The sequence below is a fragment of the Stenotrophomonas sp. YJH_SMC_65 genome, assembly GCF_059369475.1.
The window spans coordinates 118,313-131,327 of the sequence record NZ_JCAFSR010000003.1 but is presented as its reverse complement, the minus strand read 5'-3'; the positions used below and the strand labels follow the sequence as shown (position 1 = coordinate 131,327).

At 68.3% G+C, this 13,015-nt stretch carries 10 protein-coding genes; 4 read left to right on the top strand and 6 right to left on the bottom strand.

Going from position 1 to position 13,015, the window contains the following annotated elements; genetic code table 11:
• Positions 1-5: 5 nt before the first annotated feature.
• Together AC5P7A_RS06610 and AC5P7A_RS06605 are read right to left on the bottom strand one after the other, a co-directional pair.
• Positions 6-794 (bottom strand): dioxygenase family protein, encoded by a 789-nt coding sequence (locus AC5P7A_RS06610; RefSeq protein WP_180835813.1) that lies wholly within the window; start codon positions 792-794, stop codon positions 6-8.
• Between the two features lie 31 nt (positions 795-825).
• Positions 826-1,236, bottom strand: a complete 411-nt coding sequence (locus tag AC5P7A_RS06605) for a DoxX family protein (RefSeq protein ID WP_180835812.1) — start codon at positions 1,234-1,236, stop codon at positions 826-828.
• A gap of 96 nt (positions 1,237-1,332) precedes the next feature.
• Here AC5P7A_RS06605 and AC5P7A_RS06600 point away from each other — a divergent pair, with 96 nt between their 5' ends.
• Positions 1,333-2,214 carry a LysR family transcriptional regulator gene (locus tag AC5P7A_RS06600; RefSeq protein WP_049408296.1) on the top strand — a complete coding sequence of 294 codons (882 nt, stop codon included), beginning with the start codon at positions 1,333-1,335 and terminating at the stop codon, positions 2,212-2,214.
• A gap of 212 nt (positions 2,215-2,426) precedes the next feature.
• On the opposite strand, the gene AC5P7A_RS06595 is transcribed toward AC5P7A_RS06600, so the two are convergent.
• Entirely contained in the window at positions 2,427-5,489 is a 3,063-nt protein-coding gene (locus AC5P7A_RS06595) for a bifunctional diguanylate cyclase/phosphodiesterase (RefSeq protein WP_046428611.1), read from the bottom strand.
• Between the two features lie 176 nt (positions 5,490-5,665).
• On the opposite strand from AC5P7A_RS06595, the gene AC5P7A_RS06590 reads away from it, so the two are divergent.
• Positions 5,666-7,777, top strand: coding sequence for a M13 family metallopeptidase (locus tag AC5P7A_RS06590; RefSeq protein ID WP_032959257.1), 2,112 nt, complete (start codon positions 5,666-5,668; stop codon positions 7,775-7,777).
• Positions 7,778-7,909: 132 nt separating this feature from the next.
• Here the strand turns inward: AC5P7A_RS06590 and AC5P7A_RS06585 are convergent, their stop codons facing one another.
• Positions 7,910-9,082: an MFS transporter gene (locus tag AC5P7A_RS06585; protein ID WP_495219975.1), complete on the bottom strand. Its 1,173-nt coding sequence runs from the start codon at positions 9,080-9,082 to the stop codon at positions 7,910-7,912.
• Positions 9,079-10,293: an MFS transporter gene (locus tag AC5P7A_RS06580; RefSeq protein ID WP_075076164.1), complete on the bottom strand. Its 1,215-nt coding sequence runs from the start codon at positions 10,291-10,293 to the stop codon at positions 9,079-9,081. The genes AC5P7A_RS06585 and AC5P7A_RS06580 overlap by 4 nt, the downstream gene beginning before the upstream one ends.
• A 133-nt stretch (positions 10,294-10,426) precedes the next feature.
• On the opposite strand from AC5P7A_RS06580, the gene AC5P7A_RS06575 reads away from it, so the two are divergent.
• Complete coding sequence (locus tag AC5P7A_RS06575; protein ID WP_014645786.1) at positions 10,427-11,014, top strand: TetR/AcrR family transcriptional regulator; 588 nt, start codon at positions 10,427-10,429, stop codon at positions 11,012-11,014.
• 111 nt (positions 11,015-11,125) lie between these two features.
• Here the strand turns inward: AC5P7A_RS06575 and AC5P7A_RS06570 are convergent, their stop codons facing one another.
• Positions 11,126-12,055, bottom strand: a complete 930-nt coding sequence (locus AC5P7A_RS06570) for an oxygenase MpaB family protein (protein ID WP_049441361.1) — start codon at positions 12,053-12,055, stop codon at positions 11,126-11,128.
• A 309-nt stretch (positions 12,056-12,364) separates the two neighbouring features.
• On the opposite strand from AC5P7A_RS06570, the gene AC5P7A_RS06565 reads away from it, so the two are divergent.
• Positions 12,365-12,979 (top strand): hypothetical protein, encoded by a 615-nt coding sequence (locus tag AC5P7A_RS06565; protein ID WP_014645784.1) that lies wholly within the window; start codon positions 12,365-12,367, stop codon positions 12,977-12,979.
• Positions 12,980-13,015: the final 36 nt, after the last annotated feature.

Below are 13,015 nucleotides of genomic sequence, written 5' to 3'. Positions count from 1 at the left end.
CCGGCTCATGCCCCGTCGAACCGGTATAGATCCATGGCCAGGAAGCCGGCATCGATGCCGGCGTCGATGCGGCGTGCGCCGAAACCGCCCTCGCCGGCCGCTCCCATCGCGAAGAACAGCGGCAGCAGGTGCTCGTCGGTCGGGTGCGCACGCTCGGCGAACGGGGCCTGCCGGCGGTAATCGAACAGCGCTTGGCGGTCATCAGCGGCCAGCCGCTGCTCCACCCACTCGATGAAGGGCCGCACGTATGGCGCTTCCTTGCCGTCCTGGTAGTCGCCCCAGTCGTGCAGGTTGTGGGTGATGCTGCCCGAGCCGACCAGCAGCACGCCTTGTTCGCGCAGTGGTGCCAGCGCGCGGCCCAGCGCAAACTGATGCTCGGGGCCGAGCAGCGGCTGGATCGACACCGGCACGACCGGGATGTCGGCCTGCGGGCGCAACAGCCGCAGCGGTACCCACGCGCCGTGGTCGAGCCCACGCTGCGGGTCGATGGCCACTGGCAGGCCTGCGGCGGCGATGCGGCCGGCCACTTCTTCGGCCAGTGCCGGATCACCCGGCGCCGGGTATTGCAGTTCGAACAGCACGCGCGGGAAGCCACCAAAGTCGTGGATCGTCGGCGGCTGCGGATGTGCGCCGACCAGCGGCTGCCGGCCCAGCCAGTGCGCCGAGGCCATCACGATGGCGCGCGGCGGCGGCAGGTCGCGCGCCAGCTCGGCCAGGCGCACACCGACCTGGCCCGGATGCAGGGCGGTCATCGGCGAACCATGGGAGATGTACAGCGAAGGCAGGCGGGACATGGAATTCTCCAGTTGCAGGATCAGGCGGCGATCAGCGCGAACGCAGGGTCCACTTGCCATCGCCGACCAGGAACAGCACCACCAGCGCCAGCGCCCAGAACGCCGGGTATTCCCAGCCGCCGCCGGCATTGGCGAAACCAAAGCCGTTGGCGCCGTGCACGGTGACGATGGTGCCCAGCAGCAGCGGCACGCCGACCAGGCCCACCCAGCGCGCATAGATGCCCAGCAGGAGCGCGACAGTGATCGCCAGCTCGACGCCGAGGGTGAGGTAGCCGAGCACGCCGGGCAGGCCCAGCGACTCGAAGAACGCTGCCGTGCCAGCCGGGGTGAATACCAGCAGCTTGGTCAGCGCATGGACCAGGAACAGCATGCCCAGGGCCAGGCGCAGCAGGGTGGCGCCATACGGGGCCAGCGGCGAAACAGGAGCGGTCGTGGCGTGCATCGGAAAGCACCTTGAAGGGAGTGGGCTCAGGTTATTGCGCCTTCACAGGCCGATAAATACGATCGATTGACCGTATTTATTTCAGAAGGCGCAACAATGGACACCCTTGAGGCGATGCGCGTGTTCGTGGCGGTGGTCGAGCGCAACGGCTTCAGCGCCGCCGCCCAGGCCCTGGACATGTCCACCGCCGGCGTTACCCGCCAGGTCGCCGCACTGGAAAAGCGCCTGTCCACCCGCCTGCTCCATCGCACCACGCGGCGGGTCAGCCCCACCAGCACCGGCGCCGCCTACTACGCCCAATGCGTGCGCCTGCTGGCCGAGTTCGACGCGCTGGAGGCCAGCATCGGCGCGCAGGCGCTGGAGCCCTCCGGCATGCTGCGCATCAATGCACCGGTCAGTTGGGGCATCGCCCGCCTCGGTCCACTGCTGGCCAGTTACCGCGAACGCTTTCCGCAGGTGGAACTGGACCTGGCCCTGTCCGACCGCCTGGTGGACATGGTCGAGGAAGGCTACGACGTGGCCATCCGCATCACCCGCGAGCCGGGCCCCACCCTGATCGCCCGCCGCCTGGGCGAATCGCGGGTGAGCCTGTGCGCCGCGCCGGCCTACCTGGCCGCACGCGGCGCCCCGCAGACCCCGCAGGACCTGCAGGCGCACGCGTGCCTGGGCTACAGCTACTGGGCCGCCGGTGACCACTGGCCGCTGCAGGGGCCGGGCGGCGAAGTGAAAGTAGCGGTGAACAGCCTGCTGCACGCCAACAACGGCGACGTGCTGCGTGAAGCGGCGATCGCCGGCATGGGCGTCATCCTGCAGCCCGACTTCCTGCTGGAAGACGCGCTGGCCGATGGCCGCCTGGTGCGCGTGCTGCCGGAATGGGAGGCCTCGCCGATCGGCATCTTCGCGGTCTATACCAGCCGCAGCCACCTGGCACCGAAGGTGCGCAGTTTCATCGACCATCTGGTGGATACCGGGGTGTAGCCGAGTCTGGCGCTTGCCGGTAGTGCCGGCCGCCGGCCGGCACATACGAAACCCCGTCATGCTTCGGTCGGGTAGTGCCGGCCGCTGGCCGGCACATACGAAACCCCGTCATGCTTCGGTCGGGTAGTGCCGGCCGCTGGCCGGCACATACGAAGCCCCGTCGTGCTTCGGTCGGGTAGTGCCGGCCGCTGGCCGGCACATACGAAACCCGATCAGGCGGGGACCTCATCCAGCGCGTCGATGATCTGTTCCAGCGGCGCCGGCCGCCCCAACAGGTAGCCCTGCACCTGGTCACAGCCATGCGCAGCCAGCCAGTCCAGCTGCCCCGGCGTCTCCACGCCTTCAGCGATGATGGTCAGGCCCATGCTGTGGCCCAGCGACAGCAGCGCGCGGCAGATCGAGGCATTGCGTGGATTGGTTTCCACGTCGGCGACGAAGCTGCGGTCGATCTTCAGGATGTCCAGCGGCAGGTGCTGCAGGTAGGACATGCTGGAATAGCCGGTGCCGAAATCATCCAGCGACACGCGGATGCCCTGCTCGTGCAGGCGCTGCATGGTCTGCATCGCCTGTGCCGGCTTGCGCATCAGGCTGCTCTCGGTCAGCTCCACGTGCAGCGCGCCACGGGCCAGGCCGAAATCCTGCTGGGCACGGGTGAATTCGGCCACCAGGTCGCTGTTGAAGAACTGAACCGCCGACACGTTGACCGCGATCGGCAACTCACCCCACCCGGCCTCGACCAGACGGCGCTGCGCCTTCGCCGCCGCGCGGATCACCCAGCGGCCCAGTGCCAGGATCAACCCGGTGTCCTCGCACAGCTGGATGAACTCGTTGGGCGGGATGAAGCTGCCATCGGCCTGCGGCCAGCGCAGCAGTGCCTCCAGCGCTGCCGGGCTGCCATCGCCGGCATGCCGGATCGGCTGGAAATACAGCTGGAATTCGTTGTCGATGGCGGCATGGATGCGCCCGGCCAGGCGCAGGCGGTCGGCCAGGCGCGTGGTCACGGCCGCGTCGAACCAGACCACCACGTTGCCCTCGGCGCGCGCCGCATGCGCGGCCTGCGCGGCCATGCCGATCACCTGCTCGGCCGTGTGCCCGTCACCAGCGATGTGCACGGCCACGCCGATGCGCGGCTCGAACTGGTGCAGCGAGTCCTTGCCGCGCATCGGCGCCGACACGATCTGCAGCAGGTCGTCCAGCACGCGCTGGGTATCGTGCTCGGCACCGATGGCGAAGACGAAATCCTCGGCCGGCTGGAACGCCAGCGTGCCACAGCGTGCGCCCAGGCCCCCGAGCCGGGTCGCCATCGACTGCAGCACCGCATCGCCGATCTCGCGGCCCAGCGTATCGGCCACCAGCTGCAGCCCGCGCAGCTGCACGAAGGCGATGGTGTAGCCCTCCTCCTGCTCGTCCAGCTGTTCGGTCAGGGCGCGCACATTGAGCAGGCCGGTGGCCGGGTTGTGCCGTGCCTGATAGGCCAGGTCGCGCTCGTAGGCCAGCCGCTCGCTGACATCCTCGGCCAGCACCAGGCACGCGGGCTGCCCGTCGAAGTCGAGCTTGGACAGGTGTGCGCGCACCTCGAACACACTGCCGTCCTTGCGCCGGTGCAGGCGGACGGTCGCGTCGGGGGGATCGCCCACCTGCGCCCGCTGGATGGCACCACGCACTTCGTCCCAGCCTTCGCGCGGGCGGATGTCGAGGATGCTCATCGCCAGGAACTCGTCGCGGCTGTAGCCGTACTGGCGCACTGCAGCGTCGTTGACCTCGATGAAGCGCAGCGTATCCGGGTCGAACACCCAGAACGGTGCCGGATTGCGGTCGAACAGCAGGCGGAAGCGGCGTTCCACTTCGCTCATCTGCTCGCGCGCCTGATAGCGTTCGCTCAGGTCGGTCAGCGCACCGATCATGCGCCGCTCGCTGTCGGCCACTTCCACCCGCTGCCCGCGCGCGCCGACCCAGCGCACCTCGCCCCCGGGAAGCACCAGGCGGAACACCTGGTCGAGCACAGCGCTGCCGGCGAAGGCCTGGTCAAAGGCCTGCTGCAGGCGCGCGGCATCATCGCGATGCACGCGCGCGAAGAAGTCCGCGACCGGCAAGGCGTCGGTCTGTACCCCAAAGATCTCGCGGGCCAGCGGCGACCAGCGCAGCAGCGCGGCGTCCTCATCCACGTACCAGGTGCAGACACGCCCGACCTGGTGCGCCAGGCGCAGCTCGGCGTGGCCCGTCTTCAGTTCCTCGGCCATCGCCTGCTGGCTGCGGGTGCTGCGGCGCACGGCGTACAGCAGTACCAGCAACACCGCGATGTAGGCCAGTACGATCGCCACCGACGCCTTCAGGTACGGCCACCACGGTGCGAGTACATCTTCGTCGGCCAGGCCGACCTGCACCGCCAGCGGGCTGCGTTCGAGCGTGCTGATGGTGAGGATGCGCGGCACGCCGTCGACGACGCCGGGCATGCTGCCCAGCTCGACCACTGCCTGCGTGCCGAGCAGGTCCCGGCGCGGCAGGTCGTAGCGGCGGCCCACCGTGCCATGCGGATCGGGTACGCGGGCCAGCATGTAGCCCTGGGCATCGCTGATCGAGACCAATCCGTTGGGACCGACATCCAGGCCGCCGACGATGCGCTGCAGTTCGCCACAGCGCAGCCGTGCCAGCAGCCAGCGCCCATCGGCCATCGGCAGCGCCAGCGGGACCACCCAGCCCCCGTCGCTGGCACGCTGCGGCGGGCCGATGTACAGCGCGCTGCCCGAGCCGCGCCGTTGCGGATCGGTCCACAACGGCAACTGCAGGTCGCCCTTGCCGGCCGTCAATGCGCGGCCATAGCTGTCGAGCACCACGATGCTGTGCAGTTCGGCGTGCCGGCCCAGCACGCCGCCGATGGAGGCATCCAGCAAGGCCGGCGCCTGTGCCGGCACGCTGCGGAACAGTTCCGCGGCGTCGGCGGCGATGCCGGTCATGGCCCGCTCCAGGTTGCGCAGCTCCAGCGCCAGCAGGCGCTCGCTGCCCACCGCCAGCGCGCGGCTCTGCCGCTGCGCCGCTTCCAGGCGGCGGTGGTGGTCGTTGACCAGCATGAGGGCCAGACCGGTCACCAGCAGTACGCCCAGCAGCACACCGCCCCAGGTGATGGCGCGCAGCGGCCGGGCCAACGCCCGTTTCAGCGCGGGCATCGGTTGATGTTCCTTGTGCAGTCGGCTGGCTTCATGCGCGAACGAATCCTCCACGTCCCCGACCTCAACGGCCGGCGGACGCCATTCTTGACGCCTGACCCCGTCCTGCATGGCCACCTCCCCGTGTCCGCGCAGGGCTCGAGGGTCCAGCATGCACCACCCCGGTGACGGCGTGAAGATCGCATCCGCACGTTCAGCCAGATCCTGCACAGGGCGGGCCCCGCAGGGGGGCGGCCAGTGGCGCCGGAGCGGATTAGACTTGGGGTTTTCCGCTGCAAGAGAAGTCCATGTCCAAGCTGCGCCGTCCCACCCTGGCGCTGGCCATTGTTGCCAGCCTGTCCCTGGCCGCCTGTGACCGCCCGGCCGACCCGGCCGTCGGTGCCACCGCGCCGGCCGATGCCGCCCCCGCTGCGGCCAAGCCGATGCTGGGCAGTTTCGGCTTCGATGCCAGCGGCATGGACCGCAGCATCGCCGCCGGCGACGACTTCTTCGGCTTCGCCAACGGCACCTGGGTGAAGAACACCGAGATTCCGGCCGACCGCTCGCGCTTCGGCAGCTTCAATGTCATTGCCGAGAAGACCCTGGCCGACACCCGCGCCATCCTGGAAGGGGCCGCCGGCAACACCCAGGCCAGCGGCGACGACAAGCTGATCGGCGACTACTACGCCGCCTACATGGACGAAGCCGGCATCGAGCAGCACGGTCTGGCGCCGGTGCAGCCGCAGCTGAAGGCCATCGATGCGATCGCCGACAAGGCCGGGCTGGCCCGCGCACTCGGCGGCGACCTGCGCGCCGACGTCGACCTGCTCAACGCCACCAACTTCTACACCGACCGCCTGTTCGGCCTGTGGGTGTCGGTGGACATGCTGCAGCCGGATCGCACCGCGCCGTACCTGGTGCAGGGCGGCCTGGGCATGCCCGACCGCGATTTCTACCTGGGCGATGGCCGCATGGCCGAACTGCGCAAGCAGTACCAGGCCTACATCGCACAGATGCTGCAGCTGGCCGGCGTCGCCGACCCGGCCGGCAAGGCGCAGCGCATCCTCGCGCTGGAAACGAAGATCGCGCAAGCACATGCCACCCAGGAAGAAACCAACGACGTGACCAAGGGCGCCAACCCCTGGACCCAGGCCGACTTCAATGCGAAGGCGCCGGGCCTGGACTGGAACGCCTTCCTCGATGCGGCGGCGCTGGGCAACCAGCAGGACTTCATCGTGTGGCAGCCCAAGGCCGTGGCCGGCCTGTCCAGGCTGGTCGCCACCGAGCCGCTGGACGCCTGGAAGGACTACCTGGCGTTCCACGCGCTGGACCGTGCCGCCGCCTACCTGCCGAAGAAGTTCGCCGATGCCCGGTTCGCCTTCCATGGCACCGCGCTGAGCGGCACGCCGCAGCAGAGCGACCGCTGGAAGCGCGCGGTGGACGATGCCAACCATGCCGTCGGCGAAGCGATCGGCAAGCGCTACGTCGAAAAGCACTTCGACGCCAGGACCAAGGAGCGTGCGGACGAGATGGCGAAGAACATCATCGCCGCTTTTGCCAAGCGCATCGACGCGCTGTCGTGGATGTCGCCGCAGACCAAGGCGCATGCCAAGGCCAAGGTCACGGGCCTGACCGTGGGCATGGGCTATCCGGAGAAGTGGCGCGACTACACCGGCCTGGAGATCCGCCGTGATGACCCGCTGGGCAATGCACAGCGCGCCGAGCTGTTCGAGTACCAGCGCAACATCGCCAAGCTGGGCAAGCCGGTCGACCACAGCGAGTGGGCGATGCTGCCGCAGACCATCAATGCGATGAACGTGCCGCTGGAGAACCGCCTGGTGTTCCCGGCCGCGATCCTGCAGCCGCCGTTCTTCGACGGCGCTGCCGATGACGCGGTGAACTACGGTGCGATCGGTGCGGTGATCGGCCACGAGATCAGCCACGGCTTCGACAACGCCGGCGCGCTGTTCGATGAGACCGGCAAGCTGCACAACTGGTGGACCGCCGAGGACCTGAAGCAGTTCAACGCCGCCGGTGATGCGCTGGCCGCGCAGTTCAGCAGCTACGAGCCGTTCCCCGGCGTGCACGTGAACGGCAAGCTGACCCTGGGCGAGAACATCGCCGACGTGGCTGGCCTGGGTACCGCCTACGATGCCTACCAGCTGTCGCTGCAGGGCAAGCCGGGCCAGACCCTGGAAGGCTTCAGCCCGGACCAGCGCTTCTTCCTCGGCTTCGCCCAGGCGTGGCGCAGCAAGAGCCGCGAGCAGGCGCTGCGCAATTCGCTGCTGACCGATGTGCATGCCCCGGGCCAGTTCCGCGCATTGACCGTGCGCAACATCGACGCCTGGTACCCGGCGTTCGAAGTGAAGGAAGGCCAGAAGCTGTACCTGGCCCCGGACAAGCGGGTCAAGGTGTGGTGATGTAACCGGAACGGGCGCCGCAAGGCGCCCGTTTCATTTCCGGGTAGCGGCCAACCTTCGTCGGCACATACTCCGCTCTGGTGGGTGCCGACCTTGGTCGGCACGGGGTAGGAATCCACGCATGGCGTGGATCTACCTGCGGGTGATGGCAGCCATCAGCAGGGCACTCCCAGCCAACACCGCCGCAGCCCACAGATTCGCATGCAGGCCCACGCCATCCAGCAGGCGGCCACCACCCCACGCACCCATTGCGATGCCGATGTTGAATACCGCCACATACAACGCGGTGGCGATCTCCACGGCCTGCGGCACCGCCTTCATCATCCAGCTCATCAGGCCCACCGATACACCGCCATAGGCCAGACCCCACAGCAGCAGCACCGCAGTACCTGCGGAGGGCGTATTTCCCACCCACAGGAACAGCAGAGGCGTCAGCAGCAGGCCCGAGGCTATCGCCAGCAGCATGCCCCGTGGATGGCGCGCAGCCAGCGGCCCGGCGATGAAGTTGCCGGCGATGCCAGCCAGGCCGTACCCAAACAGCAGTGCACCTATCCACGACGCATCCACGCCCGATACGGACGTCAGCAGCGGCCGCACGTACGTGAAGGCGATGAAGTGCCCGGACACCAGCAGCCCGGTCAGCCACAGGCCACGCCGCAGGTTGCGCTGGCCAAGCTGCTGCACGAACTGCCGCGGCCGCACCGATGTGCTGACCGGCAACGCGGGAACCACCCGCAGATGCAGCAGCATCACCGCCGCACTGAACAACGTCATCGCCACGAACGCGCTGCGCCAGCCCAATGCATCCCCGATCAGCGCGCCCAACGGAACGCCGAGCACCGAAGCTGCGGCCACGCCTCCGAAGATGATCGAGGTGGCCAGACCGATGCGCTGCGCAGGTACCAGGCGCGCTGCCAGCCCACCGGCAATGGTCCAGATGCCGCCCATGCAGAACCCCACCAGCACACGCGCGGCCAACAGCCAGCCGATGCCAGGTGCCAGCGCCGACGCAAGGTTGGCGACCAGCAGCAGGCCCAACAGCGCACACAGGATGCGGCGACGATCGATGCCACCGGCTGCGATCACCGCAAGCGGGGCGAACACTGCCGCCAGCAGGGCGGGCAGTGAGATCATCAGACCGGCGGTGCCGGTGGACGCGCCGAGATCTTCGGCGATGGGAGTCAGCAGGCCGACCGGCAGCATTTCGGTGGTGACCACCGAGAACGTGGCGAGGCCGACGGCGGAGACCGCCCACCACGGATGGCGGGGCACAGACGCGGCATGCGCAGGCGATGAAGCGCTCACGGAATGATTCCTTCAGGAGATGTGGACGCGGCAGACGGGCGCAGCGCACGTTGCACGAGCAAGGCGAACAGCAGCACGCCACCGCCTGCCGCCAGCGCAACCACAAAACCGCTGCGCACGCCCGCCGCATCGACGCTCTGTCCAGACAGCGCCGCGCCCAGCGCCACGCCGATGTTGAGGCCGGCCAGCAGCCACGTCATGCCTTCGGTCAGGCGTGCTTCGGGCACGCGTTGTTCAACCAGCGACATCGCCACGATCATCGTCGGCGCGAAGAACACCCCGGCCAGCAGTACCGCAGCGGCCAGTGCCGGCAGACTGCCGACCCACAGCAGCGGCAACGTGGTCAATGCGGTGGCCGCTGCTCCGGCCAGCAACAGGCGCGGCAGCGGCATCGGCAGCTTCAGGGCACCAAACAGCAGGCCCGCCGCGCAGCTGCCCAGCGCGTAGGCCGACAGCACCCAGCTGGCAGCTAGTGGCTGTCCGCGCAGCTCGGCCAATGCCACGCTGGTGATGTCGACGGTGCCGACGATCACGCCCATCGCCAGCATCAGCAACGCCAGCAGGCGGATCTCCGGTTGCCGCAGCAGCGAGTGCGAGGATGCTGCACCTTCGTAGTGCTGTATCGGCGGCTCGGTGCCCCGCTGCAGCACCAGTGCGGCGACGCCGGCCACCAGCAGCAGGGCGGCCGCCAGTACGCCAGCCTGTGGCCATACCGCCACCGACAATCCGACGGACAACGGTGGCCCGGCGATGAAGGTCACCTCGTCGAACACGGTCTCCAGCGAATACGCGGTCTGCAGCTGTGGTCGTCCGCGATGGGTCGCGGTCCAGCGCGCTCGCACCATCGCCGACACGCTGGGCATGCAGCCGGCCAGCATCGCCGCAACGAACAGCGTCCAGTCCGGCGCGGCCAGCAGCGTGCACGCGAGCAGCAACAGCAGACCGGCCGCACTGGCCGCAGTGGCCCATGGCAGTACCCTGCCCTGCCCGCGCCGGTCGACCCAGCGCGACACCTGCGGCGACAGCAACGCATAGGTCAGCACGAAGGTGGCCGACACCGCACCGGCCAGTGCATAGCTGCCGCGCAGCTGGGACAGCAAGGTGATGATGCCGATACCGGTCATCGGCAGCGGCAGGCGTGCCAGCAGCCCGGCCAGGGCGAGGCCGGCGGTGCCGGGGGTCGCGAACAGGTCGCGATAGGGGGTGGCCATCAGGTTCTCCAAGGCAGCGACTTGCCTGGCGCACGGGGCGCCATGACAATACATACAGGGCGTATGAATAAGAGGCTACATTCATACGCGTCGTATGTAAATAATCATGCACTGCGTATGTAAGGAGCTCTGAATGGTTCGCCGCACCCGCGCCGAGATGGAAGAAACCCGCGCCACCCTCCTGGCCACCGCCCGTCGGGTGTTCAGCGAGCATGGCTATGCCGCCACCTCGATGGACGACCTGACCGCCCAGGCCGGGCTGACCCGCGGCGCGCTGTACCACCACTTCGGCGACAAGAAGGGTCTGCTGGCGGCTGTCGTCGCCCAGCTCGATGCCGAGACCGACCAGCGCCTGCAGGCGATCAGTGATGCCGCCGACGATGCCTGGGAGGGCTTCGTGCAGCGTTGCCGCGCGTACCTGGAGATGGCGCTGGAACCGGAGATCCAGCGCATCGTGCTGCGCGACGCACGCGCGGTGCTCGGTGGCGCCTCACCGGAATCGCAGCGCCACTGCGTGCATTCGATGCAGCACCTGATCGAACATCTGGTTGCCCAGGGCGTGGTGGCGCCGGTGAATGCGCAGGCGCTGGCGTCGCTGATCTATGGCAGCCTGGCCGAGGCCGCGTTCTGGATCGCCGAGGGCGAGGATGGCGACGTGCGCCTGCGGCAGGCGACGGCGGCGCTGGAGATGCTGTTGCGCGGGTTGAAGTCGGCGGGGTAAGGCCCATCCACGCATGGCGTGGATCTACTGCGGCATCCGCTCGGGTAGAGGCCAACCTTGGTTGGCGCTCCTGCGGCACCGCGCGCAACGCGTGCCAACCAAGGTTGGCACCTACCGGGGAACGGTGGGCCACTCGCGCAGCACCGACACCGGCACGCCCATGCGCGCACAGGCGCGACTGGCCAGGCCATCGGGCAACGCACGGCGGAACAGCGGCGCCATGCCCTGCATCAGCTTCGCCGACGCGGCGGCCTGCGCGCGCTGACGGCCACTGCGTTCAAGCATGCCTTCGGCCCAGTCCGGCAGCAGTGCCGCGCCTGCACCCAGGAACACTTCGCGCGACAGCCCCGGCACCGGTACCGGCAGGCGCACGCCGGACAGCACCTCCAGCACCTCGCGCGAGCGCTCGTCGACGCGCAGCTCCGGCTGCCGCGCACAGAAGTACGCCGCCACTTCCGCTTCGCTGCGCGGCACGTCCACCGCACCCAGTGCCTCGGCCACGCCGCGGTACTCATCGTAGTAACGGTCGGCGATGTGTGCCGGCACCTCCCGTCCGTACCGGCGGAAGCCCTGAAGGAACCCGAACGCCTCGGTCACATGCACCCAGGTCAGCAGTTGCGGATCGTCGGCGGCGTAGGGTTCGCCCTGTGCGGTCTGGCCGCGGATCCGTGCATGGATGCGGCGCACCTTGGCCACCAGCGCCTCCACCTCGCCGGTGGGCGCATAGCTGGTACCGGCAACGAACGCGGTGGTGCGACGCAGGCGACCCACCAGGTCCTGGCGGAAATTGGAGTGATCGTAGACCCCGGCCAGCGCGCGCGGATGCAGGGTCTGCAGCATCAGCGCGCACAGGCCACCGGCCAGCATCGAGGGGAACTCGGCGTGCAGGCGCCAGGTCACGCTGTCGGGTCCAAACCAACCCGGGTCACCCAGCGGCTGGTCGTAATCGATGCCGCTCTGGCCACGGGGGAAGGCCTCCAGCACCCAGCGCCGGATCGGCGCGGTGACGGGGCGGGAGAGTCGCTGCAGCAGAGCCGGCATCACAGGTCCAAGAAAGACGGAAGAACAGTCGCATCTTGCGCGGTTGGCTCCGATTCTCGGCGATCACGACCGCGGCGGCGAGTCTTCGTACTCAGCCACGGTTTCATGTGCGGCCGCAGCACATTTCACCCTGCGACATCCTGTCGCAGGCAGCGCCCTCGATGCTGCGATGCAACAACATTCACCGATTCAGGGAAAGCCCTTGCGCAGCTTGGCATTGCGCCCATTGCACGGCTCGCTGGAAGTGCTAGAACTGGAACCGCAACACCGTCCAATGCTGATCGACGCACGTTCCACAAGGAGCCAGCCATGATTGCTTTGTTCAAGGGTTTGGGAATTCTGCTTCGCGACAACGAGCTCTACAGCAGCCCGTTCGACAAACAGGTCGCGCATTGGCGCAATCTCAGCGAGCAGCAGATCCGCGATGAAGTCGCGGTGCTGGCCCAGGCCAAGTGCCAATGGCTGATCGCCTCGATCGTCGGCTGGCAGGCAGCCTCGCTGCTGATTCTTGGCCTGATCGCCAACTACCTCTGGCGCGACGACTTCCATATCACGTTCACCCGCGTGGTAGTCGTGTTCGGCTCGTGGGTGTCGATCCTGTTCGTGATCTGGTTCATGGCCAACATGTTCGATCAGCAGGCCGGTTTCGAGCGCTGGATGAAGGCGTTCAACAGTCGCGCACGCATCAGCTCCAAGGCCGACAGCGTCGAGCACGTGGCCGAGGCACTGGACCTGGCCGAGCATTACCCGGAAGTGCTCGATTACAAGCAGGCGGTCACCGCCAAGCGCGAGCTGCGCCACGAGGACATCCGCATCATGACCGAGATCGGGCGCATGAAGCAGCACTCCGAACTGGTCGGCCGCCTCAATCACGTGGGCGAGAACGAGCACCACCACGACCTGACACTACAGCCTGCCTACTGACCCTTCAGGGAAGCGGGGGGAGCCACAATGCCACCG